This window comes from Pseudomonas sp. LB3P58 (assembly GCF_054897895.1).
The window spans coordinates 149,732-174,704 of the sequence record NZ_JBUBVE010000001.1; the positions used below are offsets into that span (position 1 = coordinate 149,732).

A 24,973-nucleotide genomic window follows, 5' to 3' on the forward strand; every position below is an offset into this window, starting at 1 on the left:
ACTTTCTCGCCTTGGCTCCATAGATAGCTCTCTAAATAAGAACAACGTCCCGGAGACCCAACATGAACGCATCGCTCACGCCAAACGAAACCACTGTCCAAACGGTAAAGCTGTTGATCGACGGCGAGTGGGTCGAGTCCCAGACCACCGAGTGGCACGACATCGTCAACCCGGCGACCCAGCAAGTGCTGGCGAAAGTGCCGTTCGCAACCGCGCAGGAAGTCGACGCCGCGATCAGCGCCGCCCATCGCGCCTTCCAGACCTGGAAGCTGACGCCGATCGGCGCGCGGATGCGCATCATGCTCAAGCTCCAGGCGTTGATTCGCGAACACTCCAAGCGCATCGCCGTGGTGCTCAGCAACGAACAAGGCAAAACCATCGCCGACGCTGAAGGCGATATCTTCCGCGGCCTGGAAGTGGTCGAACACGCCTGCTCCATCGGCAGCCTGCAAATGGGCGAGTTCGCCGAGAACGTTGCTGGCGGCGTCGATACCTACACCCTGCGTCAGCCAATCGGCGTTTGCGCCGGCATCACCCCGTTCAACTTCCCGGCGATGATTCCGCTGTGGATGTTCCCGATGGCCATCGCCTGCGGCAACACCTTCGTGCTCAAGCCGTCCGAACAGGACCCGATGTCGACCATGCTGCTGGTGGAACTGGCGATCGAGGCCGGCGTTCCGGCGGGCGTGCTCAACGTCGTTCATGGCGGTAAAGACGTGGTAGATGCGCTCTGCACCCACAAAGACATCAAAGCTGTTTCCTTCGTCGGTTCGACCGCTGTCGGCACTCATGTCTACGACCTGGCCGGCAAACACGGCAAACGCGTGCAATCGATGATGGGCGCGAAGAACCACGCCGTTGTGCTGGCGGATGCCAACCGCGAACAAGCGCTCAATGCGCTGGTCGGTGCCGGTTTCGGTGCGGCTGGGCAACGCTGCATGGCCACATCCGTGGTGGTGCTGGTGGGCGCGGCCAAGCAATGGCTGCCGGACCTGAAGGCGCTGGCGCAGAAACTCAAAGTGAATGCCGGCAGCGAGCCGGGCACTGATGTCGGCCCGGTGATTTCCAAGAAAGCCAAGGCGCGAATTCTTGATCTGATCGAGAGCGGCATCAAGGAAGGCGCCAAGCTGGAACTGGACGGTCGCGATATCACCGTTCCAGGCTTCGAGAAGGGCAACTTTGTCGGCCCGACTCTGTTCTCCGGCGTAACCCCCGAAATGCAGATCTACACCCAGGAAATCTTCGGTCCAGTGCTGGTGGTGCTGGAAGTCGATACCCTCGATGAGGCCATCGCACTGGTCAACGCCAACCCGTTCGGCAACGGCACGGGCCTGTTCACCCAGAGCGGTGCGGCGGCGCGTAAATTCCAGACTGAAATCGACGTTGGCCAGGTCGGCATCAACATTCCGATTCCGGTGCCGGTTCCGTTCTTCAGCTTCACCGGTTCGCGCGGGTCCAAACTCGGCGACCTCGGTCCGTATGGCAAGCAAGTGGTGCAGTTCTACACTCAGACCAAGACTGTCACCAGTCGCTGGTTCGATGACAACAGCGTCAACGACGGTGTGAACACCACCATCAACTTGCGTTAAGGAGCCGGACATGAAAATCGCTTTTATCGGTCTCGGCAACATGGGCGCGCCGATGGCGCGCAACCTGATCAAGGCGGGCCATGCTCTGCAGCTGGTCGACCTGAACAAAACCGTTCTGGCAGAGCTGGAGCAACTGGGCGGCAGCATCAGCGCTTCGGCGCGTGAAGCCGCTCAAGGCGCAGAACTGGTGATCACCATGCTGCCAGCCGCTGTGCATGTGCGCAGCGTGTGGCTGGGTGAAGACGGCGTGCTGGCGGGGATCGCCAAGGGTGTGCCGGCAGTCGATTGCAGCACCATCGATCCACAAACGGCGCGTGATGTTGCCGCGGCGGCGGCCAAGCAAGGCGTGGCCATGGCGGATGCGCCGGTCTCCGGTGGTACTGGTGGTGCTGCGGCCGGGACGCTGACCTTTATGGTCGGCGCCACGCCTGAACTGTTCGCCACCCTGCAACCGGTATTGGCGCAGATGGGCCGCAACATCGTCCATTGCGGTGAAGTCGGCACCGGGCAAATCGCCAAGATCTGCAACAACCTGCTGCTGGCGATCTCCATGGTCGGCGTCAGCGAAGCCATGGCGCTGGGCGATGCGCTCGGGATCGACACAACAGTGTTGGCGGGGATCATCAACAGTTCCACCGGCCGTTGCTGGAGTTCCGAGATGTACAACCCGTGGCCAGGCATCGTCGAAACGGCGCCGGCCTCGCGCGGCTACACCGGCGGTTTCGGTGCCGAACTGATGCTCAAGGATCTGGGGCTGGCTACTGAGGCGGCACGTCAGGCGCACCAACCGGTGGTACTCGGCGCGGTGGCCCAGCAGTTGTATCAGGCGATGAGCCAGCGTGGGGAAGGTGGCAAGGACTTCTCGGCGATCATCAACAGCTATCGCAAACCCCAATAATCGGGCTGGAAACCTGTGGGAGCGAGCCTGCTCGCTCCCACAATGGCTGCATGTTCCTATCGACATTTACCGGGAAATCACGTCGGGTGATCTCCCGGTTTTTTTGCATCAGGCAAACACGAAATACTTGCGCACGGTTTCAACCACTTCCCACGTGCCTTTCATCCCCGGCTCGATGACGAAAATATCACCGGCGCGCAGATGGATCGGCTCCTTTCCTTCTGGGGTGATGATGCAGTACCCCTCGCGGAAATCGCAGTATTCCCACTTCACGTATTCCACATACCACTTGCCCGGCGTGCAGATCCAGGTGCCCATGATCTTGCTGCCGTCTTCGCTGGTGTAGGCGTTGAGGTTGACGGTGTGCGGGTCGCCTTCGAGTTTTTCCCATTTGCAGGCGTCAAGCACCGGCAGTGGGTGGGTATCGCGAAGAACGGTAATAGGTGCGGTCATGTGGACTCCGGGGCAATCGACTAGAGAACTGAAGTCGCACCCTATAGCGCCCGTCCACCGGTCAGTTGTCTGTGCTCGACATTGAGCTGTCCAGAAACGCGCATTGCCCTCAAAGACTGTTCAGCGGGCAATCGAACCGGCTTTGTTCGAGGCTGGCTTCGAACTCGACCAATTGCGAATGCTGCTGCGACAGCGCAGCGATCCGTTCGCTGATTTCCTGCTTCTTGGCAGCGATGACCCGATGGGCCAGTTCCCATGGCATTTGCGGCCCTTGATGTCCGGCGAAGATCGACTGCAATTCCTTGAGCCTGAAACCCAGCTGCTGCGCGCACTTGATGAAGATCAGCAGGTCTACGCTTTGCTGGTCGTAGACGCGGTATTTGCCCAGCCGCTGAGCGGCAGGCAGCAGGCCGATCGACTCGTAATGACGGATGCTCTTGATCGTGGTTCCGGAGCGTTGCGCGGCTTGGCCGATATACATGGAAAGTCCCTTTTCGCCGTGGTATCCCGGTGCATTATCGGCAGACTCAGCGGCTGGCGATAGCCTGGGCCTGCAGCAACCAGGTTTCACGCTGATCAGCGCTGGAACCGAGAATCGGGCCGAACGTGAGCGTGCGTTGTGGCTCGATGCCGCAGAACGCGAGCGTGGTTTTGCGCACCTGATGTAGGCCAGGCATGCGATAGACCCCGCGGTAATACCAGGGTGGCGTGTCCATGGTCACCAGCAAATGGGCGCTGCGACCATGCAGGAGTTTGTCGGGAAAGGCTTTGCCTTCGCGGTATTTGAACGCGAAACCCGGCAGGAACACTCGATCGAAAAAGCCCTTGAGCAACGCCGGAACTCCGCCCCACCAGATCGGATAAACCAGCGTCAGGTGCTCGGCCCACACAATGTCCGCCTGGGCGCGGCGCAAGTCGGCTTCCAGTGGCTGGACCTGTTGATAACCTTCACGCAGCACCGGGTCAAAGTCCATTGCGCCCAGAAACAACTGGCGCACCTCATGCCCGGCGCGCACCGCCGACTGGGCGTAACGTTCGGCGAGTGCGCCGCAGAAACTGTTGCTCGCCGGATGACCCAGAATCACCAGAATTCGTTTGCCCATCGTCTCTGTCCTTGAAGATGAAAACTCAAGGGTAAAGTCTGCCCCTCAGGGGAGAGTCAAGGCGTGCAGCAAGGCCTTGGCGTAACCGGGCAATGCGCTGAAATCCCGAGCGCAGAGCAACAGTTTGCGTGTGGCCCAAGGTTCTTGCAGGGCGAGACTCTTGAAGGATTGTTCACCACGCCAGCGCTCAACTGCCGCAAGAGGCACAATCGCCAATCCGGCCCCCCGGGCGACCATGCGCATCACGCCATCGAAACCGTCGGCACGAATGCGGATTTGCATGCGCGACCCGGTGTGCAGCGCCTGCTCCTCCAGATACACCGCCAACGCGCTGTTGGCGTTCAGACCGACATAGTCGTGGTGCAAGGTGTCGCTGAAGCTCACGACACCTGCGTGTGCCAAGGGATGATCGCGGGGCATGATCAGCACCAGCGGATCGTCGCGAAACGGGCGAGTCTGCAGGTCATCGGTATCCACGGCGTCAGAGACGATGCCCAGGTCAGCCGCACCTTGGCGCAAGGCATGGGTGATGCGTGCACTGGGCAGTTCTTGCAGATCGATGTCGAGGTTGGGGTGGTCGCGAAGAAAGTCCGCGAGCAACTCGGGCAGGTACTCAGTGATCGCCGTGGTATTGCACAACAGTCGCACTTGACCTTTGACGCCCTTGGCGTATTCGGCCAGATCCTGCTGCATGCGTTCGGCCTGTTGCAGCAGGACGCGGGCGTGTTGCGCCAGGGCCTTGCCGGCCGGGGTCGGGCTGACACCGCTGCGACCTCGCTGCAGAAACTCGATCCCCAACGAAGCCTCCATGGCGCGGATGCGCGCACTCGCCGCCGCCAGGGACAAATGGCTGCGAGCGGCGCCGGCGGTGATGTTGCCGCTGTCGAGGATGTTCAGGTAGAGGCGCAGGTCGGTCAGGTCGAAGTGCATCGGCAACCTCTTGATCTGTGTTGTCAGGACGGACGCTATCGCGAGCAAGCTCGCTCCCACAGTGGACCGAGTCGGTGCGGATGACGCGGTCACCTGTGGGAGCGAGCTTGCTCGCGATAGCGTCCTTTAAAACGACGAAGTTTTCAGCCTATTGCTTGACGAGAGGCTGCCTCAGTATATGGCAGATTTTCAAGCAGCCAATCCGGGCTCACGATAGCGCCATGAATACTCTCGCCGCGTTCTATCAAAACCTCGGTCTGGCCCTTTCACTGATGGTCATCGCGACCTTTCTGCTGGCCGGCATGATCAAGGGCGTGATCGGCCTCGGACTGCCGACCATCGCGATGGGCCTGCTCGGTCTGGCTATGGCGCCGTCGCAGGCTGCCGCGCTGCTGATCATCCCCGCAACGCTCACCAACGTCTGGCAACTGGCATTCGGTGGGCATCTGCGAGGGTTGATCAAACGGTTGTGGCCGATGCTGTTGGCGATCTTCATCGGCACCGGGGCCGGCACGTTGTGGATCGGCATGGCCGGTGGTCATTGGGTCGTGCGGGGATTGGGCGCGGCGCTGTTGCTCTATGCGTTGAGCGGATTGTTTCTGCCGACCTTGCGTGTCGGCCGTCACACCGAGCGTTGGCTCGGTCCGCTGTGCGGCCTGTTGACGGGCGTCATCACCTCGGCCACCGGCGTCTTCGTGATTCCGGCCGTGCCTTATCTGCAAGCCTTGGGCTTGAGCAAGGATGAACTGGTGCAGGCGCTGGGTCTGTCGTTCACCGTCTCGACCCTGGCCTTGGCCGCCGGCCTGTTATGGCGCGGCGCACTCGGCGGTGGTGAGTTAAGTGCGTCGTTGCTGGCGCTGATCCCGGCGGTGCTCGGCATGTTGCTGGGGCAATGGCTGCGCCAGCGGATCAGCGCCGTGCTGTTCAAACGTGTGTTTTTCATCGGCCTGGGCGTGCTCGGCGGCCACTTGCTGATCAGCGGATAGCGGACGACGGGCTGAGCATGTCGATGGCGCGGATATCGAAATCCCGTTCCAGGTACTCATCGCGCTGCTCGAGGAACTGCTTCATGTGCGGAAGGTTCGAGTGCACGTCCAAGTGAGCCTGGGACTGCCAGATCTCGTAGAAGATAAACAGCGTCGGGTCCTGTTTGTCGCGCAGCATGTGGTATTCGATGCAACCCGGCTCGGCGCGGCTCGCTTGCACATAAGCGCTGAAAAACGCTTCGAAGGCGTCGGATTTTTCCGGGCGGGCCTTGGCGTGCAGGATGAAGCCTTGCATTTCACTCATCAGAAATCTCCTCAAGTTCAGAATCGGCGCAAGTTTATGGCAACAATCGCCTATCGATTCGTGCGTATTCGTCAAATGAATTTTGTGAATTCAGCGCTTATTCCGCGCGAGGCAGATCGCTACGCTGCCGCCATCGAATTCCAACCTTCCGAGACTTCCCATGAAAAAAGTCCTGTTGCTCAATGGCGGCAAAAAATTTGCCCACTCCGATGGCCGCTACAACGCCACCCTGCATCAAGCTGCGCTGAGCGTCCTGGATCGCGGCGGTGTGGATGTGAAAGCCACCTTCATCGATGAGGGTTACGACGTCGCCGAAGAAGTCGCCAAATTCCTCTGGGCCGACGTGATCATTTATCAGATGCCCGGCTGGTGGATGGGTGCGCCCTGGACCGTCAAGAAGTACATCGACGAAGTCTTCACCGAAGGCCATGGCAGCCTCTACGCCAGCGACGGTCGCACCCGGTCCGACTCGTCGCAAAAGTACGGCAGCGGTGGTCTGTTGCAGGGCAAGCAATACATGTTGTCCCTGACCTGGAACGCGCCGCAGCAAGCCTTCGATGACCCGACCGACTTCTTCGAAGCCAAGGGCGTGGACGCGGTGTACTTCCCGTTCCACAAGGCCAACGAGTTCCTCGGCATGACCGGTTTGCCGACGTTCCTGGCCGTCGATGTGATGAAGCGCCCGAATGTCGAAGCCGATGTGGCGCGCTATGAGCAGCATTTGACCGAGGTGTTCGGCCTGCCGGCGTAAGGTTCCTTTTGCCCCGCATCCAGCTACTATCAAGCCAGTTTTGAATGAGGGGCACCCGTGAAAGCCAGATCCGATGAGTTGCAGATTTTCGTCTGCGTGATTGAGTGCGGATCGATTTCCGCTGCGGCCGAACAGGTCGGGCAAACGCCTTCAGCGGTCAGTCGTACGCTGTCGCGGCTGGAGGCGAAACTCGATACCACGCTGATCAATCGCACCACGCGGCGCATGGACCTGACCGAAGAGGGCAAGTACTTCTTCGAGCACGCCAAGCTGATTCTCGATCAGATGGACGAGCTCGAAGAGCGCCTGACCTCACGCCAGCAAACGCCGTCCGGGCGTCTGCGGATCAATGCCGCATCGCCGTTCATGCTGCACGCCATCGTGCCGTACATCGACGAGTTCCGCCGGCTCTATCCGGACATCCAGCTGGAACTCAACAGTAACGACCTGATCATCGATTTGCTCGAGCAAAGCACCGACATCGCCATCCGTATCGGCACGCTCGCCGACTCGACCTTGCACGCCCGCTCTTTGGGATGCAGTCCGCTGCACATCGTCGCCAGCCCGGCCTATCTTGAAAAACACGGTGTACCGGCTGAAGTGGCGGATTTGTCCGGGCACACGCTGCTGGGCTTCACCCAGAACGAGGGCCTCAACCAATGGCCGCTGCGTTACGTTCACGGTGATCGCTGGCCGATTCAGGCGTCGATCAGCGCCTCCAGCGGCGAGACAATCAGGCACTTGGCGCTGGAAGGCCAAGGCATTGCCTGCTTGTCGCACTTCATGACGATTGATGACATCCGCGCCGGACGTTTGCAGGTGCTGCTGGCGGATTTCAACAGCGGTTATCGTCAGCCGATCAATGCCGTGTACTACCGCAACTCGCAACTTGCCCTACGGATTCAATGCTTCCTGGACTTCATCCAGGGCAAATTGGCGGCTTATGCGAACGCGGATTTCAAGGGTTGATTCGTGACCCCTGCGCAAGAGTGAATTGGGCAACGCCGTCTGTTTCCACAGGCATCGGTCCTCGATACTGGCTGCATCACTTATTAACGCAGGGAGTTTCTCCATGAACGTATTCGTCACCGGCGCAGCCGGTTTTATCGGCGGCTCCATCGCCACCGGTCTGGTCCAGGCGGGTCACAAGGTCACCGGCCTGGTGCGCAGCACCGAACAAGCTAATGAATTGCGCGGTCTGGGTATCACCCCGGTAGTCGGCACGCTTGACGACAGCGCACTACTGGCCGAACAGGCCCGCGCTGCCGACGCCGTGATCAACGCCGCCAGCAGCGACCATCGCGGAGCGGTAGATGCGTTGCTCGATGCACTTCGCGGTTCCAACAAAGTGTTCCTGCACACCAGCGGCTCGAGCATCGTCGGCGATGCGTCGGGCGGTAAATCCAGCGACGTTATCTATTACGAAGACAACCTGCCGGCACCTACCGTCGACAAGGCTGCTCGCGTGGCCATCGACAACCTGATCCTCGCCGCAGCAAAGGACGGGGTGAACTCGGCAGTGATCTGCAACACCCTGATTTACGGCCACAGCCTGGGCGTCAATCGTGACAGCGTGCAGTTGCCGCGTTTGCTGAAACAGGCGCGTAAAAGTGGTGTGGTCCGGCATGTCGGTACCGGCCAGAACATCTGGTCCAACGTGCACGTCGAAGACGTGGTTTCCCTATACCTGCTTGCGCTGACCAACAACATACCGGGCACCTTCTACTTCGTCGAAAGCGGTGAAGCGTCGTTCATCGACATGACCACTGCGATTGCCCAAGCGCTGAATCTGGGTGAGCCACAGGACTGGCCGTTGAAGGACGCCGAAGCCGAGTGGGGTTATGAAATGGCCAACTATGGCCTGGGCTCCAACAGCCGGGTTCGCGGTAAAAAGGCGCGTGAATTGCTGGGCTGGGTACCGAAGCGGACATCGGTGATTGAATGGATTCGTGACGAGATGGTGTGAGTTCGCTCTAGACAGCGTCGCTGCCTTCGCGAGCAAGCCCGCTCCCACATGTTGATCTGCACAGGACACAGATTTTGTGTCCGACGAAGATCCACTGTGGGAGCGGCGGTGAGACGATTCGACTTGCTCGCGAAGGCGTTTTCAGCAGCCCAACAACTGGCCGGGCCGCCCTCAATTCCGTAACATCCGCTCCCTCTTTTCCCGCCTGTATTTTAGGTCAGCCATGAAACCCAAACGTCTGCGCGCCGATGTCCTGGCCGGGCTCACTACGTCTTTCGCTCTTCTACCCGAATGCATCGCCTTCGCGCTGGTTGCTCACCTCAATCCATTGATGGGGCTTTACGGCGCTTTCATCATTTGCACCCTGACCGCGCTGTTCGGTGGGCGGCCGGGCATGGTGTCTGGCGCTGCCGGATCAATGGCCGTGGTGATCGTCGCGCTGGTGGTGCAGCACGGTGTGCAGTACTTGCTGGCCACCGTGTTGCTGGGTGGGCTGATCATGCTGGCGTTCGGGCTGCTGAAGCTGGGCAAGCTGGTGCGCATGGTGCCGCACCCGGTGATGCTCGGCTTCGTCAACGGCCTGGCGATCATCATTGCCTTGGCGCAGCTGGAGCACTTCAAGAGCGGTGACGTCTGGCTCAGCGGCACGCCGCTGTACTTGATGGCTGGGCTGGTTGCCGTGACGATGGCCATCGTCTATCTGCTGCCGCGTCTGACGCGCGCCGTGCCGCCAGCGTTGGTGGCGATTCTGGGCGTCGGTTTGGCGGTTTATCTGCTTGGTTTGCCGACCCGCACCTTGGGTGACATGGCGCACATCGCCGGCGGCTTGCCGACCTTTGCGCTGCCAGACATCCCCTGGAACCTGGAAACCCTGCGCATCATCGCTCCCTACGCGATATTGATGGCGTTGGTCGGTCTGCTGGAAACCCTGCTGACCCTGAACCTCACCGATGAGATCACCGAGAGCCGTGGCTATCCGGATCGCGAGTGTGTGGCGCTGGGCGCGGCCAACATGGTCTCCGGTGTATTCGGCGGTATGGGCGGCTGCGCCATGATCGGCCAGACGGTGATCAACCTCAGTTCCGGTGGTCGCGGTCGGCTGTCCGGTGTGGTGGCCGGGGTGATGATCTTGCTGTTCATCCTCTTCCTCTCGCCGCTGATCGAGCGCATCCCGCTGGCTGCATTGGTCGGGGTGATGTTCGTGGTGTCGCAGCAGACGTTTGCCTGGGCTTCGTTGCGGGTGGTGAACAAGGTGCCGCTGAACGACGTGTTGGTGATCATCGCGGTAACGGTGATTACGGTGTTCACCGATCTGGCCACCGCCGTGCTCTGCGGGATCATCATTGCGGCGCTCAACTTTGCCTGGCAGCAGGCCCGCGAGCTTTATGCCGACAGTCACCTCGAAGCCGATGGCAGTAAGCTTTACCTTCTGCATGGCACGCTGTTCTTCGCCTCGACTGCGCCTTTTCTCAACCAGTTCGATCCTGCCAATGACCCGTCCGTGGTGACGATCGACTGTCGCCACATGAGCTTCGTCGACTACTCGGCCATCGCCGCGCTCAAGACCTTACGCGAGCGCTACGCCAAGACCGGCAAACAGCTGCGCGTGCTGCACTTGTCCGAACGCTGCAAGAAACTGCTCAAACGCGCCCGCGTGAATCACGACTGAGAGTGATCGATCGTTCCCACGCAGAGTGGGAACGATCATGTAAATAACTCCCCTCGATTTTCATAACCTGCGACCGCTCATACCTCTGCGCGACAACCCTTATCCCTCCACGAAAATTACTTTCACCTAGTTTGAAAATCACGCCTCGAAATGTTTTATGAGTTTCACAACCCATTCGACGTGACCCTTTCGAGGAGTACCGCATGACACCGTCCTTCGGCTATTGGCTGCTGGTTTACGCCGCCATCGCCATCATCGCGCTGATCGTTCTGATTGCCCGTTACCGACTCAATCCGTTCATTGTCATCACCCTGGTGTCCATCGGCCTGGCGCTGCTGGCCGGGATGCCGCCGTCGGGCGTGGTGGGGGCGTACGAGGCGGGTGTCGGCAAGACGCTGGGCCATATCGCGCTGGTGGTCGCACTGGGCACGATGCTCGGCAAAATGATGGCCGAGTCCGGCGGTGCCGAGCAGATGGCGCGAACGTTGATCGACCGCTTCGGTGAGAAAAATGCGCACTGGGCGATGGTCTGCATCGCTTTCCTTGTAGGACTGCCGCTGTTCTTCGAAGTCGGTTTTGTACTGCTGGTGCCGATTGCTTTCACCGTGGCGCGGCGTGTGGGCGTTTCGATTCTGATGGTCGGTTTGCCGATGGTCGCCGGGCTCTCGGTGGTCCATGCCCTGGTGCCGCCACACCCGGCGGCGATGCTGGCGGTGCAGGCCTATCAGGCCTCGGTGGGGCAGACCTTGCTCTACGCGATCCTGATCGGGATTCCGACCGCGATCATCGCCGGCCCCCTGTACGCCAAGTTCATCGTGCCGCGCATTCAACTGCCGGAAGATAACCCGCTGGAGCGTCAGTTTCTCGAGCGTGAACCGCGCGACAGCCTGCCGGGTTTCGGCATCACCATGGCGACCATTTTGTTGCCAGTGGTGCTGATGCTAGTCGGTGGCTGGGCCAATCTGATTTCTACGCCGGGCAGCGGTTTCAATCAGTTTCTGTTGTTCATCGGCAATTCGGTGATCGCCTTGTTGCTGGCGACCTTGCTGAGCTTCTGGACGCTTGGCCTGGCCCAAGGATTCAACCGCGAATCGATCCTCAAATTCACCAACGAATGCCTGGCACCGACTGCCAGCATCACTTTGCTGGTCGGCGCGGGCGGTGGCTTGAACCGGATTCTGGTGGACGCTGGCGTCACCGATCAGATCGTCAGCCTGGCCCAGGTATTTCACCTGTCGCCGCTGTTGATGGGCTGGCTGTTTGCTGCATTGATGCGCATCGCCACCGGTTCTGCCACGGTGGCCATGACCACCGCGTCGGGCATCGTCGCGCCGGTGGCCATTGGTCTGGGTTATCCCCATCCAGAGCTGTTGGTGCTGGCGACAGGCGCGGGGTCGGTTATCTTTTCCCACGTCAATGACGGCGGTTTCTGGTTGATCAAGGAATACTTCAACATGACCGTCGCCCAGACCTTCAAGACCTGGACGGTGCTCGAGACCATAATCTCGGTCGTCGCCTTCGGTCTGACGGTGGGTCTTTCCTATCTGCTTTAGCCGGAGCCACCTGCCATGGACATCCTCTACCAGATCCGCGCCCGTCAGGATTCCTTCAGCGCAGGCGAAGGACGCATCGCTCGGCTGATGCTCGACGACGTAGGATTTGCCTCCGCCGCCAGTCTCGATGAACTGGCGCTGAGAGCGGAAGTCAGCACCGCCACGCTCTCGCGTTTTGCTCGCACCGTCGGCTGCCGCGACTTGCGCGATCTGCGGCTGCAACTGGCCCAGGCCAGTGGCGTCGGCAGTCGGTTCCTCGACCCGGCGGGCACGCCCGAGCAGTCGGCGTTTTATGGGCAGATCGTTGGTGATATCGAGTCGACCTTGCGCCAGCATCTGGCGGCCTTCGATGAGTCGCGTTTTGCCGATGCGGTGAAACTGCTGGGCAAGGCGCGGATGATTCATGCGTTCGGCATGGGCGGTTGCTCGACCTTGTGCAGTGATGAACTGCAAGTGCGGCTGGTGCGATTCGGTTACCCGATTGCGGTGTGCCACGACCCGGTGATGATGCGCGTTACCGCCGCCAGCCTCGATGCCGAACGCGCAGTCATTGCCTGCTCGCTGACCGGCATCACCCCCGAACTGCTCGAGGCCGTCGAGCTGGCGCGCAGCTACGGCGCACGAATTCTCGCCATCACCCGGGCTGAGTCGCCGCTGGCGCAATTGGCTGATGTGCTGCTGCCGCTGCAAGGCGTCGAAACCTCCTTTATCTACAAACCCACGGCGGCGCGCTACGGCATGTTGCTGGCCATCGACGTGCTTGCCACCGAGCTGGCGCTTGCCAATCCTGAAGACAATCAAGAGCGTCTGCGGCGGATCAAACTCGCCCTCGACGATTACCGCGGCGGCGACGATCACTTGCCGCTGGGAGACTGACATGATGTACGACACGCTGATCCGCAACGCCCTGATTATCGACGGCAGCAACGCGCCCGGTTATCCCGCCGACGTGGCGATTCTGAACGGCCGCATCGAGCGTATCGGCGACTTGCACGATGCCAGCGCCACCGAAGAAATTGACGCCGCCGGCCGTGTGTTGGCGCCAGGTTTCATCGACGTGCATACCCACGACGACACCGTGGTGATCCGCCAGCCGCAGATGCTGCCCAAGCTCAGCCAGGGCGTGACCACGGTGATTGTCGGCAACTGCGGGATCAGCGCTTCTCCGGTGAGTTTGCGCGGCGATCCGCCTGACCCGATGAACCTGCTCGGCACCGCAGCAGCGTTCGTCTATCCGAGGTTCAGCGACTACCGCACAGCCGTCGAAGCGGCGAACACCACGCTGAACGTGGCCGCACTGGTCGGCCACACGGCGCTGCGCAGCAACCACCTCGACGACCTGTTCCGCACGGCCACTGCGGATGAAATCTGCGCGATGCGCGAGCAATTGCGCGAGAGCCTTGAGGCCGGTGCCTTGGGCTTATCCACGGGGCTTGCCTATGCCAACGCGTTCTCGGCTTCCACCGATGAAGTGATGCAACTGACCGAAGAGCTGACCGCCTTCGGCGCGGTCTACACCACCCATTTGCGCAGCGAATTCGAGCCGGTGCTGGAGGCCATGGACGAGGCATTCCAGATCGGCCGTCATGCGAAAACACCGGTGATTATTTCCCACCTTAAATGTGCTGGCGCCGGTAACTGGGGGCGCAGTCCGCAACTGTTGGCGTCGCTTGAACAGGCCGCGAAAACCCACCCGGTGGGCTGTGACTGTTATCCCTACGCGGCGAGTTCATCGACGCTGGACCTCAAACAAGTCACCGACGCTCATCGCATCACCATCACCTGGTCAACGCCGCACCCTGAAGTGGGTGGCCGTGACCTGATGGACATCGCCGCCGAGTGGGGCGTGCCACTACTTGATGCCGCTCGACGCCTGCAACCGGCCGGCGCGGTGTACTACGGAATGGACGAAGCCGATGTACGAAGAATCCTCGCCCATCCACTGTCGATGGTTGGTTCTGACGGCTTGCCGGAAGACCCGTTTCCGCATCCTCGTTTGTGGGGCGCTTTCCCACGCGTGCTCGGACATTTCAGTCGAGACGTAGGGCTGTTTCCGTTGCACACCGCCGTGCACAAGATGACCGGGTTGTCGGCGGCGCGATTTGGCTTGAAGGAGCGTGGCGAAATCCGTGAAGGACATTGGGCGGATCTGGTGTTGTTCAATCCTGTGACGATTCGCGATGTGGCGGATTTCAATGATCCGCAACGAGCGGCGGAAGGTATCGACGGGGTTTGGGTCAACGGTGTCTTGAGTTACAGCGAAGGCCAGGCAAACGGGAGAAGGGAAGGGCGGTTTCTGGCGCGGCAAGGGGACTTGCGTGACGGATTCCAGTAAACATTCCGAGTGCTGCGTCACAGTGATGGCACATTGAGACTAAAGAAAGCCATCGCCAAGCCGAAGCGCTGACATCTCGCCCAGCTACACTCTGGGCCTTATCAGTCTGGGAGCAACTCCATGAGCTTCGGCAAAACCACCCCGATCCTGCGGATTTTCGATGAAATCAAGGCCGTGGAGTTCTACGTCGACTTCCTGGGATTCAAGATTGACTGGCAGCATCGTTTCGAGCCCAACTTTCCGTTGTACCTGCAAGTCTCCCGTGGTGAGTGCGTGCTGCATCTGTCCGAACATCACGGCGACAGCACACCGGGCTCGGCGTTGCGGATCGAGACCGATGAGCTGGAGGCCTTTCAGCAACAATTGTTGGCGAAGGAATATACGTTCGCACACCCACAGATCCAGGCCATGCCGTGGGGCAGCCAGGACATGACGATCAGTGATCCGTTCGGGAATCGGTTGGTGTTTACCAATGCGATTTGTGTCTGAACGAAAGATAGACTTCGCGAGCAGGCTCGCTCCCACAGGTTACTCATTGAACCTGTGGGAGCGAGCCTGCTCGCGAATGGTTCTTTCATTCACCACAAAGTGAATGTCAGACCCGGAAGTGGCTGACCATCTGCTGCAACTGACTGCCCAACCGCGCCAGTTCAACACTGGACGCAGCGGTTTCGTCGCTGGCGGCGGCGGTCTGTTCGGACACGTCGCGCACGTTGATGATGCTGCGGCTGATCTCTTCGGCCACGGCGCTTTGCTGCTCGGCGGCGGCGGCGATCTGCTGGTTCATCGACTGGATGTTGGACACCGTGCGGGTGATGTTTTCCAGTGACACACCGGCCTTGCGAGTCAGCGCGACGCTGCTGTCGGTCAGGGCGCGGCTGTTGTTCATCACCGCCGACACTTGTTGAGTGCCATTCTGCAGACCGGCCACCAGGCCTTCGATTTCTTCGGTGGACTTCTGCGTGCGCTGAGCCAGGCCACGGACTTCGTCGGCAACCACGGCAAAGCCTCGACCGGCTTCACCGGCACGGGCGGCTTCGATAGCGGCGTTGAGCGCCAGCAGGTTGGTCTGTTCGGCCACGGCCTTGATCACGTCCATGACGCTGCCGATCTTGTCGCTTTCCTGTTGCAGCACGCTCATGGCTTCGGTGGAGCGCGCCACTTCAGTGGCCAAGCGTTCGATTTGGGCGATGGCTTCGTTGACAACCTTGTCGCCTTCGCGGGCTTCGCCGTCAGCAGCAGCGGCCGCCTGGGAGGCTTCTTCGGCGTTGCGCGCGACCTCCTGCACGGTGGCCGTCATCTCGTGCATGGCGGTGGCCACTTGATCGGTTTCGATCTTCTGGCTGTTGACCCCGGCGCTGGTTTGCTCAGTCACGGCGGACAGCTCTTCGGCAGCGCTGGCGATCTGGGCGACGCCGTCGCGGATGCCGCTGATCAAGTCGCGCAAGGTCACGCCCATGCGAGCGATGCCTTGTTGCAATACACCGAGTTCGTCGCGGCGAGTCACTTTGACGTCCTGGGACAGGTCGCCGCTGGCGATGCGCTCAACCACGGCCAAGGTGTCGCGCAGCGGGCCGGTAATCTGACGGGTGATGATCACGGCAGCAATGATGCCCACCAGCAGCGCCAGCAAGGTGCTGATCAGCTGCAGGGTGCGAGCTTGGGCGCTTTCGACGTCACGGCGGTCGAGCTGGATCTGATACAGCTGATCGCTCAGGGTCACGATGGCGGCGCCTTGGTCGGTCATTTCCTTGCGCGCCTGCACCGCATCGCTGTTCGCCGCTTTATAAGCCAGCAAGGCGCTGCGGTAGTTGGTCAGTGCGGTTTCCAGCTGACGCAGGGCGTCTTGCTGAGTGTCGGCGAAATGCACATTGAGGGGTTTCAGGCTGGCGATGGCCAGGTCCAGTTGGCCGACGGCCTTTTGCTCGGTCTCGGCGTTGGTGGTCGCGGTGTAGCCGCGCACTTCGTAGCGGGCCAGCAAGAAGGCTTCCTTGGCCGCCGTGATGGCCTGGAATTGTTCGAAGCGTTGGTCGCTCAGAGGCATTTGCTGCACGCGGGTGTTGATGGCGTTGATCAGCGTGTTCGCGGTGTCGGCATTGGCGCCCATGGTGTCGCGCGCGCTGTTACCGGTGCGGTACGCGCTGCGCATTTTGTTCAGGGACGTCTTGTAGGCGTCGATGACGGCGCCTTGCTCTTTGAGCAGCTTGAGGTTTTCCGGGCTCTTGAATTTCACCAGCAGCGCTTGTTGCTGAGCGGAGAACGCCTCGAGCGTGGTCTGGACGTTCTGTGCGGCGGTTTCGTCGCCGTTGGTCAGCATGTATTGCAGGCGAACCACACGCAGCTTGGTCAGGCCGGCATTGAGCTGGGTGATGTCGCTCATCCAGTTGCTGCGGTCAATCAATCCGCCCAGGCTCGTCCAGCCGGTCAGGGCGAGGACGCAGGTCAGGGCCAGGACCAGGCCGAACCCCAAGCCCAGCTTCATGTTCACGCTGATATTGCCGAACCAGCTATTCATCAAAAGTCCTCCAGGAACGTTGTGCTTCTAGATCGTCGGTTGGCTGGAAGATTGTTGTTTTTGGTAGCCAGCAAGGTGTGTAGCAGGACTGTATCGGCAGCAATTGCGAGAGCTGAATGGTTTTTGTAGGACCGATGTGTAACAAGACTTTCGTGCGGTCTTAAGCTTTTTTTCACATGAGTTTCACCGGCTGCCGACGCCAGCCTCTTTACCCTCGCGGCATCGAATGACAGTGATGCGTGCCGGTGAGGCGGTTTGATGTGGAATTGAGACTGAGGCTGTTCGGGATAAAACGCTCGATTGATCTGAGCCGTTTTGCCCGCTATCGCAATGCGGCTGTCGTGCTCACCTCGGCGCTGTTGGTGATTGCACTGACGGTCTGGCTGTTGCATCCTGCCGCTGTACCGGACCTGGCCCACGGCAATGTGGCCGGCGCCCGGGCGTTGAAGGCCGATTGGGCCAAGGGCAACGTGATCGTGCTGGTGCGTCACGTTGAACGCTGCGATCATTCCAGCGCCCCCTGTCTGATCGGTAACGATGGCATTACCGAACGCTCTCGCAGCGTCGCGGTGGAGGTTGGTGCGCAGTTCGAACAACTGGGGTTGAACAAGGCCGACATCTACAACAGCCCCATCCTCCGTACAGCGCAGACCGCTGGCTACATGTTCAACAAGGTCGGGGTCGGTGAAGAATGGTTGATCAATTGCAAGGGCACCATGCTGCGTGACGCTTTGGCGCACAAGGTGGCCGGGCGAAACCTGATTCTGGTGACCCACAGCGAATGCATGTCACAACTTGAGAAAGACCTCAAATTGCCGACCGCTACCCTCGGCTACGGCGCTTCTTTGTTTATCTCGGCCGAAACACCTCAGGCACCTCGGATGCTCGGTGTCATCGAAGCCTCGGATTGGCACTCGGTGACCGCCGAATGAATTCACTTTCTGGATCAGGACACACGATGTTGACTTCTTCCCGCTACCGCTTTTACTGGGTGAACTTTGGCATTCCGCTGGCCTGTGCGGTCGTGGTTTTCCTGCTGTTCGACCTGACCAAAATCGACATCGCGTTCAATGATCTTTTTTATGACCCGGTCACGCAGACGTTTCCGCTGGATCATGTCCATCTGTTCGAAAAGATCACCCATAAATGGGCGCGGATCATCCCGAACTGGACCGGAGAGATCGCGATCGTCGGCGCCTTGCTGTCGTTTCTGTGGCCTCGTCTGAAGGCTGAAAAGCATTCGAAAATCATCGCATTTCTGGAAAAAATCAAAGTCGCGCCGGTGCTTCGGTTCGCCAGCAAGCACCGTCGGGACTTCCTCTACGTGGTGTTCGCGTTCTCCATCAGCACCGGTGTGATCCACTACCTCAAGGGCCACACCAGCGTGTACTGCCCGGTCGAAACGACCCAGTACGCAGGGAAGATCGAGCACAAGGAGTGGTACCAGAATTTTGATCTGCTGAAAGTCGCTGGGCCCGGTCGCTGCTGGCCGGGCGGCCATGCCTCGGGCGGTTTCACCATGCTGGCGTTGTACTTCGTGGCGCGTCGTTACCGCTGGCGCTATTCCAAAGCGGTGATGTACGGCTCGCTGCTGCTCGGTTTCGTCTACGGCACGACGCGAGTTGTGCAAGGCTGGCACTACATGTCCCACACCTTCTGGGCCGGGATCTTCGTATGGCTGGCGTGTTTGCTGACAGCGCTGGCGTTCTATGGGCGAGCGCGGCTGGAGCAACCGGTGCTGCAAGCGCATGAGCGACCTGAAAGCGTTGCACAGCCGCAGACGGCTAGCTGATTCAAAAGACTTGAACGACAAAACCCGCCAACCCTGAAGAGGGTGGCGGGTTTTTTGTTGTCCGTCTTGTGGGGCGGTGTTCGGGAAATTGCCTTCGCGAGCAGGCTCGCTCCTACAGAAAAACAACGGGCTAAAAAAGGTATACGGGGCGAGTTCTTAACAAAGTGTGAACAACTGGTGTGATCTATTAATAGCAACCCTTGCTTTCCCTTAATGCCTGGCTGGCCATGCCAAGTGAGCCCTTGATTGAAACGCCCCCCAATTCCATCGCCGGCTGCAAAACGTTTTGTGCCCGGAAAAGCTGTTCGCAGGTTAAGCATCGTCGCGGTCATCCTACTGATTGGCGCAGCGATGGTCGGGTACTGGATGTTTATACCGCCGGCGCGGTTTGTTCCGTTGAGTGGTCTGGATCCTTCCGCCGTGTCGATGATTGCCTTGGGCGATCAGGGCAGTGGTGATCTGCAACAGTGGCGGGTGGGGCAGGCCATGGAGCGAGTCGCGGCCAGAGACGGGCGGCTGGACATGGTCGTTTTGTTGGGCGACAACTTCTATGGCAAACCGCTGACCAGTACCCACGACCTTGGCTGGCAAATGAAATTCGAGCGCGTCTATTGGGGCCAGTGGCTGAGTCATGTGCCGTTCTTCGCTGTGCTGGGCAATCACGATTACCCCGTGTCGCAGAAGTTCGAACTCGAATATGGCCAGCAGCGCAAGGGCTCGGGTCGCTGGCAGATGCCGAGCAATTTCTACGTCAAGGATTTCGGCAGCGTCGAGGGTCGCCCGTTGGTGCGAATGGTGTTCCTCGACACCTCGGCGCCACGGGAATCCTTTCAGCGTCAGATCGACTTGCTTGACCAAGCCTTCCAGCAGCCGGGACCGGCGCCTGTATGGCGCATCGCGGCGGCCCATCACCCGGTCCGCAATCATGGCCAGCATGGTGAGGACGGTGAACTGGTCAACCTGTTGTTGCCCGCGCTGGAACGCAACAAGGTCGACGTGTTCCTGGCCGGGCACGACCACAATCAGCAACTGCTGCTACGCGCTGCCGAGCCAGCCTGGGTGGTTTCCGGGGCCGGGGGCCAGAAACTCTACGCCGTTGGCGCCGGAGCGCAGGACACCTCGTTTGCCACCGCACACGCCGGTTTTGCCAAACTTGATTTGAATCCCAGCCAATTGCGGCTGAACTACTATGACGATCGAGGCAACCTGGAAACCGGTTATCGTTGGGACCGGGATTGTCAGTGGATGGCCAAAGGCTGCCTGTTGCCCGATGTTGCGCAAAAGGTGGTTGTGCAATAACACGATGAGCGTTTAGCGGAACGCGGCATTCGGTGCTGGGTTGATCAACGCCGTCAGCACATGATCCTGCCAGCGCCCGGCGATACTCAGGTAGGCCTTGGCATAGCCCTCACGTTCAAATCCCAGACGCTCCAGCAGCCGCGCGCTGCGTTCATTGCCAGGGATGTAATTGGCCATGATCCGGTGCAGCTTCTGCTCATCGAACATGTAGCCGATTCCCGCTTCCAGTGCTTCCTGCATCAAGCCCTGGCCCTGATGAGATTCGTCGATGTGGTAACCGAGATAGCAGGCCTGAAACGCTCCGCGAGTGATGCCGCTGAAGTTGCAGGCGCCGATCATCTGGCCGTTGTCCGGATCCAGCAACGCGAAATGCACCGCCAGACCGGCCTGGAAAGCGCTGGCTTGCACCTCAAGGCGCGGGCGGATGCGTTCAGGGCTGTGGTAATCGACGGGGCGAATCGGCGACCACCGGGCGAGATGCCTCAGGTTGCGCCGGTAGAAGTCGCTTTCCAGCGCCGCCTGTTCAGGGTCGAGCACCGCCAGCGTCAAGCGCTTGCAGGGTAGGGATAGCAGCGGCATAGGGCGCTCCGGTTCACGGGGATCGTCGCGCAAGCATTGCGTGGCCAGCGTGGAAACACAACAAAACAGCAGGCAAAAAAAAGCCCGCGGGAGGGCGGGCAAACCGTAGTTTCTTGAATGAGCGAGTTCAATGTACCGTTTGGTGAGAGGTCGTGGGGTGAAGAAAAATTCATGTCGATGAGTGCCCGCCGTTTCACACCCTGAGACACGCCTACGGCAAATGATCCGCCGCAAAGTCCGCTTCCGAGCGCGCCCGCAAACGGCCCTTGCGGCAGGCCTGCTGGAACTGTTCGAAGTCGCGCTCATTCTGCGCGGTGTAGCTTTGCGCATACTTGAACAGCGCGTCGGCCAGCGCATCGCTCTTGCCGATGTAGCCGCTGATGTGTGCGGCGTTCCCCGACGATTTGGCGTGTGCGCGGGCCAGTGCGCGGCCACAAATGCGTCCGTAGGCGGCGAAGGTGTCTGCATCGAACGTCTCGAGCTCAGCCGAGACTTTCATGTCGCGCAACTGGCGCACATAGAAGTGTCGACCGCTGGGGCCAGTGGTCCAGCCGAGGAACAGGTCACTGGCCGATTGCATCAACCGTTGACCATCGACCACGCGCTGACCGTTGTGCCGAACTCGCGATTTAGTCTTCACATAATCGGCAAGCACCGAACGACGTGCCTCCTTGAACTGCAGGAACAGCGGGAACTCCTGATCATCGGTCAGCAGGGCCACCAGGCAACGAGTCCCGACGCTGCCCACACCGACCACTTTGAACGCCATGTCGTGGGCATGAAAACGCGACAACAGCGCGCGACGGTCGGCTTGCAGCGTGCCGGGATAGTCGCGCATGAACGCGTCGTAAAGCGCACGCCAGTTCGACAGGCGCAGCCAGTCGTCGTCGGCATCCAGCAGCGTGGTGTTTTCGTGTAAATGGAAAATTTCCGGCAGGTCATCGCGAATGATCAGTCGGCCATGTGCGTCACGGTCACTGATTTTCGGCAGCAGTTCAGCGTGGGTGCGACGCTCGGCTTTTTCGATGGCGCGCTCTACATGCTCCAGTGTCGCTTTGCTCGCCTGCTGCCGCAGATCGCGGTAGCTGATGGACTCGTACCAGGTTTCCATGGCGCTTTGTTCGGCGCATTCGAGCATGGTCTGTTGGTAGGCGCCGACCACCTGGCGGCAGACCGTTTCTTCGACCGTGTCGCCATGGCGCAGGTCGCGCGCCGCCACCACGAAACTTGCCACCAGCCGTTTCAAGTCCCATTCCCAAGGGCCGGGATGGGCTTCGTCGAAATCGTTGACGCTGAACAGCAGATTGCGTTCCGGCGTTGCAAAACCGCCGAAGTTCATCAGGTGACTGTCGCCGCAGATGGGCGATACCAGACCCATGTTGGACGTTGCGGCCAAGTCGTGGGCTTGCAGCAGCGCGTTGCCGCGATAGAAGGTGAAGGGCGAGACCAGCATGCGGCCGTAGCGCAACTCGACCAGCGACTTGATGCGGCCTTCACTGGACGTTTTGATCAATGGCAGAGGGTCGCGAGTTATTTTCCCCATGGACGCCTGCGAACTGCGGGAGCAGTTCTTGCGAGCATCCTTGCCTTGCTTCAAGCGGTCGTTGAGGGTGGTCATGTGGGCTCGTTTGGTGAGTGTTTTAGACGTGTGAGAGATGAGTGTAGAAGGGCTTCGGGTCTTCATCCGAAGAATGGATGGCGATGGGGGTATTTGCTGGTGGGAGTATTGATGGCAATTGGTGCATCGAAATAGTTGGCTGAGGTAAGAACGCTGTAGGACGTGACCTGCATTTTTGCGAGCTGATTCCTACGAAGTGCGGCGGTTGAAGGCGAAGATCGACATCACCTAAAGTTTCAGGCCTACCTCAGTCAATACAGTACGGGTTCAATGATTGGCAACAAATTGGTAATAGGCGTACTTCGACTGCTCTCGGCGGTGCAGATGTTGATCTCCATGTGTGGGGTGCTCGCTGCCACTACTCTTCTCGCCATTGGCATCGACTCGGATCTTGCACCCTTTTTGGCGTTGCTCATGGCATCTGTGTTGACCATTTTGAGCATCTGCGTCCATGAAGGCGGCCATTATCTAGGGGCAAAGTGGAGCCACATGACTGTGCTGGCAATGCGTATTGCGGCCGTAGAATTACTACCGCTTCGACGTGGGTGGCGTATGCGTTGGTCGCCTCGGCTAAAGCGATTGAATGTGGGTGGTTATGTGATGGCCGCGTCCGACCCTTATCGATCGATGCGTAGGCAGACCATTATGTTTACTGCCATGGGGCCCGTATTGAACCTGTTCGTTGGAGTTCTTTGCATTGCAGCAGGTCTGCTGTCGCAGGAGTCCATACGAATGTTTGCGCTGGCCTTCGGTGCCAGCAACATTGCCATGGGCATCTCCAATCTGATTCCCACTTATCTAGGGGGCATCAGTGATGGTGCCGGACTGATCGCATGGTGCTTTCTTAAGGATGAGCGAACTCCGCTGCTTGCGAACGCTCGATTGCTGTCACTTTCTGTTGCCGGGGTTCCCAGTGAAGAATTACCCGCTGGCGACATTGCTCAACTCTCATCTGAGCCCATGCCTGCGCCGTTGTTGGCTGTTTGGTATCGCTTGAACGCTCTGCAGAGTCGGGGCGATTGGCATGGCGCTGTGCAAGAAGGCGAAACCTTACATGCATTGCTGGAGACGCCATCTCAAAGCCCGGACTCAATGGCATTGTTAATTGCAATCCTGCAAGTTGAGTTGGGTTTCTCTCGAGCAATGCTTCGAAGGGAGGCGGGTGAGATGCGAGATGACTTATTGAGCGATGAAGTTGACTGGTGTTGTCCCGTCTTGCGACCCCGTTGTCTTGCGTTGCACGAAATCCTCAAGGGAAATCATTCGGCCGCTGAGCAATACCTCGACCGGTCACTGAGTATTGCGCGCAATGCTCGGGACCTTTCCCTTGGCAAGAGCGAATTGAAGTTGGCAGCCTATGTGCGAGAGCTTGGTGGCGGGACGGTCGAGCCGTAGCGCGCAGAAGGTGGTGTCATTCGGGGGCATTGAAAGTGAGAGGGTGACGGTACATGGGAAAAGTCTATTGGCTTTTTGATTTACTCACCAGTAAGTCACATTAAGTGAAACCTTCTGTTGAGTTATTGAGCCACTTCGCCAACGAGCATCCTTCAATACTCAGCCACCCCAAAAGCCCTCAAAACCCACCCGGCCTCACCAGGCATCAACGTGTACTGAACCTGCCGCATTTTTCCCGTCCTGCCCGCATCGGCATCCGTGCTGTCATAAACCGGGAACCGCTGCACCAACGCATTTTCCACCACAGCAAACTCATCCTCGCCCTGGTAGCCCACCGCTGTTTTCGGGTTCTCGCTGACAGGTGGTAGATAAATTTCGCTCAGCGACTTCTTGCGGTTGGCAGCGTAAGCAATGAGCTCGCCCGGCATCCCGCGCCCCGGAGACCTGATGAAGACGTAAATCTCTGGAGAGCCATTGCGATCAAGGTCGGCGACCTCTGCTCGAACGATGGTGCCGGTGAGGGGGCGTACGATCTCTGAGTTATCGATTTCCAGACCTTGGGGAGCAATGCGTAGAGCACGATTTCCAGCGACCGACACGCTCGTCACATGAAAGCCAATGCCCTGCAATTCAAGTGTCTGGTCGAACGGCTGGTTGCTGTCCGTCGCATCACCCGAGAGGCTCAATGAAAGGCTGTAGTTGGCCACTTCATTGCGCCGAGCGGCGTTGCGCATCAGGTATACCTGAACCGTATATTCGCCATCGGCGGGCAATGGTCCCAGAAAGTGATTGCCCATGATTGATCCGTTAAACAACGCGTAGTCCGCACCTTTCGCGGTGATGTTGAAGTAGGCAGAGGCGCTGGAAGACTTGAAGTCCACGGTCATCATTTCGCCAGCCTTCGCGTTTAGACGGTACTGCGCGGTGAGCGGGCCTTTGATGGATCGGGCGAACCTGATGGTGTCTGAGCCCTTTTTGAAGGTGACCTGCTCGACATGAGGGGCGATCTCAATCGCGGCGTGTACAGGCACAGAAACCATGGCGGCCAGGACGGCTGCGATCCATACGTTCATGTTGATCTTCCTGAGTGCGTTGGTTGCTCAAGCAGTTGCAGGTGCACCCGCAGCATAGGAGCTATTGAGGTGGGGCGCAGCTGGGCTGGACGTCTATGATGAGGAGGGCTTGGCGCATGGGCGTCTCCGTGGGGGGCGCGACGATGATGGCTTGGCCGCGGGGTT

The 24,973-nt window shown here is 59.6% G+C and carries 24 protein-coding genes and 1 pseudogene; 15 read left to right on the forward strand and 10 right to left on the reverse strand.

Annotated elements, in window-relative coordinates; all coding sequences use genetic code 11:
* Positions 1 to 62: 62 nt before the first annotated feature.
* Positions 63 to 1,589 (forward strand): CoA-acylating methylmalonate-semialdehyde dehydrogenase, encoded by a 1,527-nt coding sequence (locus ACYZTZ_RS00635; protein ID WP_046045739.1) that lies wholly within the window; start codon positions 63 to 65, stop codon positions 1,587 to 1,589.
* Between the two features lie 10 nt (positions 1,590 to 1,599).
* Positions 1,600 to 2,487: a 3-hydroxyisobutyrate dehydrogenase gene (gene mmsB, locus ACYZTZ_RS00640; protein WP_046055589.1), complete on the forward strand. Its 888-nt coding sequence runs from the start codon at positions 1,600 to 1,602 to the stop codon at positions 2,485 to 2,487.
* Between the two features lie 108 nt (positions 2,488 to 2,595).
* Here mmsB and ACYZTZ_RS00645 read toward each other — a convergent pair whose 3' ends face one another.
* The 4 genes from ACYZTZ_RS00645 to ACYZTZ_RS00660 all read right to left on the reverse strand — a co-directional run bounded on the left by ACYZTZ_RS00645 (position 2,596) and on the right by ACYZTZ_RS00660 (position 4,973).
* Positions 2,596 to 2,940, reverse strand: coding sequence for a cupin domain-containing protein (locus ACYZTZ_RS00645; protein WP_007946320.1), 345 nt, complete (start codon positions 2,938 to 2,940; stop codon positions 2,596 to 2,598).
* Between the two features lie 109 nt (positions 2,941 to 3,049).
* On the reverse strand, positions 3,050 to 3,421 hold the full coding sequence (locus tag ACYZTZ_RS00650) for a MerR family transcriptional regulator (protein WP_461996910.1): 372 nt from the start codon (positions 3,419 to 3,421) through the stop codon (positions 3,050 to 3,052).
* A gap of 46 nt (positions 3,422 to 3,467) precedes the next feature.
* Positions 3,468 to 4,043, reverse strand: coding sequence for an NAD(P)H-dependent oxidoreductase (locus ACYZTZ_RS00655; RefSeq protein ID WP_461996911.1), 576 nt, complete (start codon positions 4,041 to 4,043; stop codon positions 3,468 to 3,470).
* A 45-nt stretch (positions 4,044 to 4,088) separates the two neighbouring features.
* Positions 4,089 to 4,973 (reverse strand): LysR substrate-binding domain-containing protein, encoded by an 885-nt coding sequence (locus ACYZTZ_RS00660; RefSeq protein WP_461996912.1) that lies wholly within the window; start codon positions 4,971 to 4,973, stop codon positions 4,089 to 4,091.
* A 221-nt stretch (positions 4,974 to 5,194) separates the two neighbouring features.
* On the opposite strand from ACYZTZ_RS00660, the gene ACYZTZ_RS00665 reads away from it, so the two are divergent.
* Positions 5,195 to 5,959, forward strand: a complete 765-nt coding sequence (locus tag ACYZTZ_RS00665; RefSeq protein WP_461996913.1) for a sulfite exporter TauE/SafE family protein — start codon at positions 5,195 to 5,197, stop codon at positions 5,957 to 5,959.
* On the opposite strand, the gene ACYZTZ_RS00670 is transcribed toward ACYZTZ_RS00665, so the two are convergent.
* The gene (locus tag ACYZTZ_RS00670; RefSeq protein WP_056740972.1) at positions 5,949 to 6,263 is read right to left on the reverse strand and encodes a putative quinol monooxygenase; all 315 of its coding nucleotides are present in this window, start codon (positions 6,261 to 6,263) and stop codon (positions 5,949 to 5,951) included. The two genes, ACYZTZ_RS00665 and ACYZTZ_RS00670, sit on opposite strands and share 11 nt — an antisense overlap.
* A gap of 160 nt (positions 6,264 to 6,423) precedes the next feature.
* Here ACYZTZ_RS00670 and ACYZTZ_RS00675 point away from each other — a divergent pair, with 160 nt between their 5' ends.
* From ACYZTZ_RS00675 to ACYZTZ_RS00710, 8 genes are all read left to right on the forward strand, one after another.
* The gene (locus ACYZTZ_RS00675) at positions 6,424 to 7,014 is read left to right on the forward strand and encodes an NAD(P)H-dependent oxidoreductase (protein WP_461996914.1); all 591 of its coding nucleotides are present in this window, start codon (positions 6,424 to 6,426) and stop codon (positions 7,012 to 7,014) included.
* A 57-nt stretch (positions 7,015 to 7,071) separates the two neighbouring features.
* Entirely contained in the window at positions 7,072 to 7,983 is a 912-nt protein-coding gene (locus ACYZTZ_RS00680) for a LysR family transcriptional regulator (protein ID WP_095129547.1), read from the forward strand.
* A gap of 103 nt (positions 7,984 to 8,086) precedes the next feature.
* Entirely contained in the window at positions 8,087 to 8,980 is an 894-nt protein-coding gene (locus ACYZTZ_RS00685) for an NAD-dependent epimerase/dehydratase family protein (protein WP_461996915.1), read from the forward strand.
* Positions 8,981 to 9,203: 223 nt separating this feature from the next.
* Positions 9,204 to 10,649, forward strand: a complete 1,446-nt coding sequence (locus ACYZTZ_RS00690) for a SulP family inorganic anion transporter (protein ID WP_461996916.1) — start codon at positions 9,204 to 9,206, stop codon at positions 10,647 to 10,649.
* A 203-nt stretch (positions 10,650 to 10,852) separates the two neighbouring features.
* Positions 10,853 to 12,202 (forward strand): GntP family permease, encoded by a 1,350-nt coding sequence (locus ACYZTZ_RS00695; RefSeq protein ID WP_008149082.1) that lies wholly within the window; start codon positions 10,853 to 10,855, stop codon positions 12,200 to 12,202.
* A 15-nt stretch (positions 12,203 to 12,217) separates the two neighbouring features.
* On the forward strand, positions 12,218 to 13,078 hold the full coding sequence (locus ACYZTZ_RS00700; RefSeq protein ID WP_461996917.1) for a MurR/RpiR family transcriptional regulator: 861 nt from the start codon (positions 12,218 to 12,220) through the stop codon (positions 13,076 to 13,078).
* 1 nt (position 13,079) lies between these two features.
* Entirely contained in the window at positions 13,080 to 14,537 is a 1,458-nt protein-coding gene (locus ACYZTZ_RS00705) for an N-acyl-D-amino-acid deacylase family protein (RefSeq protein ID WP_461996918.1), read from the forward strand.
* A 120-nt stretch (positions 14,538 to 14,657) separates the two neighbouring features.
* Positions 14,658 to 15,026: a glyoxalase superfamily protein gene (locus ACYZTZ_RS00710; protein WP_461996919.1), complete on the forward strand. Its 369-nt coding sequence runs from the start codon at positions 14,658 to 14,660 to the stop codon at positions 15,024 to 15,026.
* A 106-nt stretch (positions 15,027 to 15,132) separates the two neighbouring features.
* Here the strand turns inward: ACYZTZ_RS00710 and ACYZTZ_RS00715 are convergent, their stop codons facing one another.
* Both ACYZTZ_RS00715 and ACYZTZ_RS00720 read right to left on the reverse strand, forming a co-directional pair.
* Positions 15,133 to 15,996 (reverse strand): methyl-accepting chemotaxis protein, encoded by an 864-nt coding sequence (locus ACYZTZ_RS00715; RefSeq protein WP_462000630.1) that lies wholly within the window; start codon positions 15,994 to 15,996, stop codon positions 15,133 to 15,135.
* Positions 15,997 to 16,038: 42 nt separating this feature from the next.
* Positions 16,039 to 17,052, reverse strand: a pseudogene (locus ACYZTZ_RS00720) (methyl-accepting chemotaxis protein); the annotation flags it as partial.
* 260 nt (positions 17,053 to 17,312) lie between these two features.
* On the opposite strand from ACYZTZ_RS00720, the gene pmrG reads away from it, so the two are divergent.
* From pmrG to ACYZTZ_RS00735, 3 genes are all read left to right on the forward strand, one after another.
* Entirely contained in the window at positions 17,313 to 17,984 is a 672-nt protein-coding gene (gene pmrG / locus ACYZTZ_RS00725; protein WP_461996920.1) for a lipopolysaccharide core heptose(II)-phosphate phosphatase PmrG, read from the forward strand.
* Between the two features lie 26 nt (positions 17,985 to 18,010).
* Positions 18,011 to 18,844 (forward strand): phosphatase PAP2 family protein, encoded by an 834-nt coding sequence (locus ACYZTZ_RS00730; RefSeq protein ID WP_461996921.1) that lies wholly within the window; start codon positions 18,011 to 18,013, stop codon positions 18,842 to 18,844.
* 366 nt (positions 18,845 to 19,210) lie between these two features.
* Positions 19,211 to 20,143: a metallophosphoesterase gene (locus ACYZTZ_RS00735; RefSeq protein ID WP_461996922.1), complete on the forward strand. Its 933-nt coding sequence runs from the start codon at positions 19,211 to 19,213 to the stop codon at positions 20,141 to 20,143.
* 12 nt (positions 20,144 to 20,155) lie between these two features.
* Here the strand turns inward: ACYZTZ_RS00735 and rimJ are convergent, their stop codons facing one another.
* Positions 20,156 to 20,722: a ribosomal protein S5-alanine N-acetyltransferase gene (rimJ, locus tag ACYZTZ_RS00740; RefSeq protein ID WP_046045769.1), complete on the reverse strand. Its 567-nt coding sequence runs from the start codon at positions 20,720 to 20,722 to the stop codon at positions 20,156 to 20,158.
* 211 nt (positions 20,723 to 20,933) lie between these two features.
* Positions 20,934 to 22,340 carry a DUF2252 domain-containing protein gene (locus ACYZTZ_RS00745; RefSeq protein WP_461996923.1) on the reverse strand — a complete coding sequence of 469 codons (1,407 nt, stop codon included), beginning with the start codon at positions 22,338 to 22,340 and terminating at the stop codon, positions 20,934 to 20,936.
* A 270-nt stretch (positions 22,341 to 22,610) separates the two neighbouring features.
* On the opposite strand from ACYZTZ_RS00745, the gene ACYZTZ_RS00750 reads away from it, so the two are divergent.
* Positions 22,611 to 23,735, forward strand: coding sequence for a M50 family metallopeptidase (locus tag ACYZTZ_RS00750; protein WP_461996924.1), 1,125 nt, complete (start codon positions 22,611 to 22,613; stop codon positions 23,733 to 23,735).
* Between the two features lie 152 nt (positions 23,736 to 23,887).
* Here the strand turns inward: ACYZTZ_RS00750 and ACYZTZ_RS00755 are convergent, their stop codons facing one another.
* Complete coding sequence (locus ACYZTZ_RS00755; protein WP_461996925.1) at positions 23,888 to 24,808, reverse strand: hypothetical protein; 921 nt, start codon at positions 24,806 to 24,808, stop codon at positions 23,888 to 23,890.
* Positions 24,809 to 24,973 lie beyond the last annotated feature (165 nt).

Excerpts from the sequence above, each read along its gene's own strand:
- ACYZTZ_RS00635 (WP_046045739.1), top strand. The coding sequence starts at position 63 with ATGAACGCATCGCTCACGCCAAACGAAACCACTGTCCAAACGGTAAAG.
- mmsB (WP_046055589.1), top strand. The coding sequence starts at position 1,600 with ATGAAAATCGCTTTTATCGGTCTCGGCAACATGGGCGCGCCGATGGCG.
- ACYZTZ_RS00645 (WP_007946320.1), bottom strand. The coding sequence starts at position 2,940 with ATGACCGCACCTATTACCGTTCTTCGCGATACCCACCCACTGCCGGTG.
- ACYZTZ_RS00650 (WP_461996910.1), bottom strand. The coding sequence starts at position 3,421 with ATGTATATCGGCCAAGCCGCGCAACGCTCCGGAACCACGATCAAGAGC.
- ACYZTZ_RS00655 (WP_461996911.1), bottom strand. The coding sequence starts at position 4,043 with ATGGGCAAACGAATTCTGGTGATTCTGGGTCATCCGGCGAGCAACAGT.
- ACYZTZ_RS00660 (WP_461996912.1), bottom strand. The coding sequence starts at position 4,973 with ATGCACTTCGACCTGACCGACCTGCGCCTCTACCTGAACATCCTCGAC.
- ACYZTZ_RS00665 (WP_461996913.1), top strand. The coding sequence starts at position 5,195 with ATGAATACTCTCGCCGCGTTCTATCAAAACCTCGGTCTGGCCCTTTCA.
- ACYZTZ_RS00670 (WP_056740972.1), bottom strand. The coding sequence starts at position 6,263 with ATGAGTGAAATGCAAGGCTTCATCCTGCACGCCAAGGCCCGCCCGGAA.
- ACYZTZ_RS00675 (WP_461996914.1), top strand. The coding sequence starts at position 6,424 with ATGAAAAAAGTCCTGTTGCTCAATGGCGGCAAAAAATTTGCCCACTCC.
- ACYZTZ_RS00685 (WP_461996915.1), top strand. The coding sequence starts at position 8,087 with ATGAACGTATTCGTCACCGGCGCAGCCGGTTTTATCGGCGGCTCCATC.
- ACYZTZ_RS00690 (WP_461996916.1), top strand. The coding sequence starts at position 9,204 with ATGAAACCCAAACGTCTGCGCGCCGATGTCCTGGCCGGGCTCACTACG.
- ACYZTZ_RS00695 (WP_008149082.1), top strand. The coding sequence starts at position 10,853 with ATGACACCGTCCTTCGGCTATTGGCTGCTGGTTTACGCCGCCATCGCC.
- ACYZTZ_RS00700 (WP_461996917.1), top strand. The coding sequence starts at position 12,218 with ATGGACATCCTCTACCAGATCCGCGCCCGTCAGGATTCCTTCAGCGCA.
- ACYZTZ_RS00705 (WP_461996918.1), top strand. The coding sequence starts at position 13,080 with ATGATGTACGACACGCTGATCCGCAACGCCCTGATTATCGACGGCAGC.
- ACYZTZ_RS00710 (WP_461996919.1), top strand. The coding sequence starts at position 14,658 with ATGAGCTTCGGCAAAACCACCCCGATCCTGCGGATTTTCGATGAAATC.
- ACYZTZ_RS00715 (WP_462000630.1), bottom strand. The coding sequence starts at position 15,996 with ATGGGCGTGACCTTGCGCGACTTGATCAGCGGCATCCGCGACGGCGTC.
- ACYZTZ_RS00730 (WP_461996921.1), top strand. The coding sequence starts at position 18,011 with ATGTTGACTTCTTCCCGCTACCGCTTTTACTGGGTGAACTTTGGCATT.
- ACYZTZ_RS00735 (WP_461996922.1), top strand. The coding sequence starts at position 19,211 with ATGTTTATACCGCCGGCGCGGTTTGTTCCGTTGAGTGGTCTGGATCCT.
- rimJ (WP_046045769.1), bottom strand. The coding sequence starts at position 20,722 with ATGCCGCTGCTATCCCTACCCTGCAAGCGCTTGACGCTGGCGGTGCTC.
- ACYZTZ_RS00745 (WP_461996923.1), bottom strand. The coding sequence starts at position 22,340 with ATGACCACCCTCAACGACCGCTTGAAGCAAGGCAAGGATGCTCGCAAG.
- ACYZTZ_RS00750 (WP_461996924.1), top strand. The coding sequence starts at position 22,611 with ATGATTGGCAACAAATTGGTAATAGGCGTACTTCGACTGCTCTCGGCG.
- ACYZTZ_RS00755 (WP_461996925.1), bottom strand. The coding sequence starts at position 24,808 with ATGAACGTATGGATCGCAGCCGTCCTGGCCGCCATGGTTTCTGTGCCT.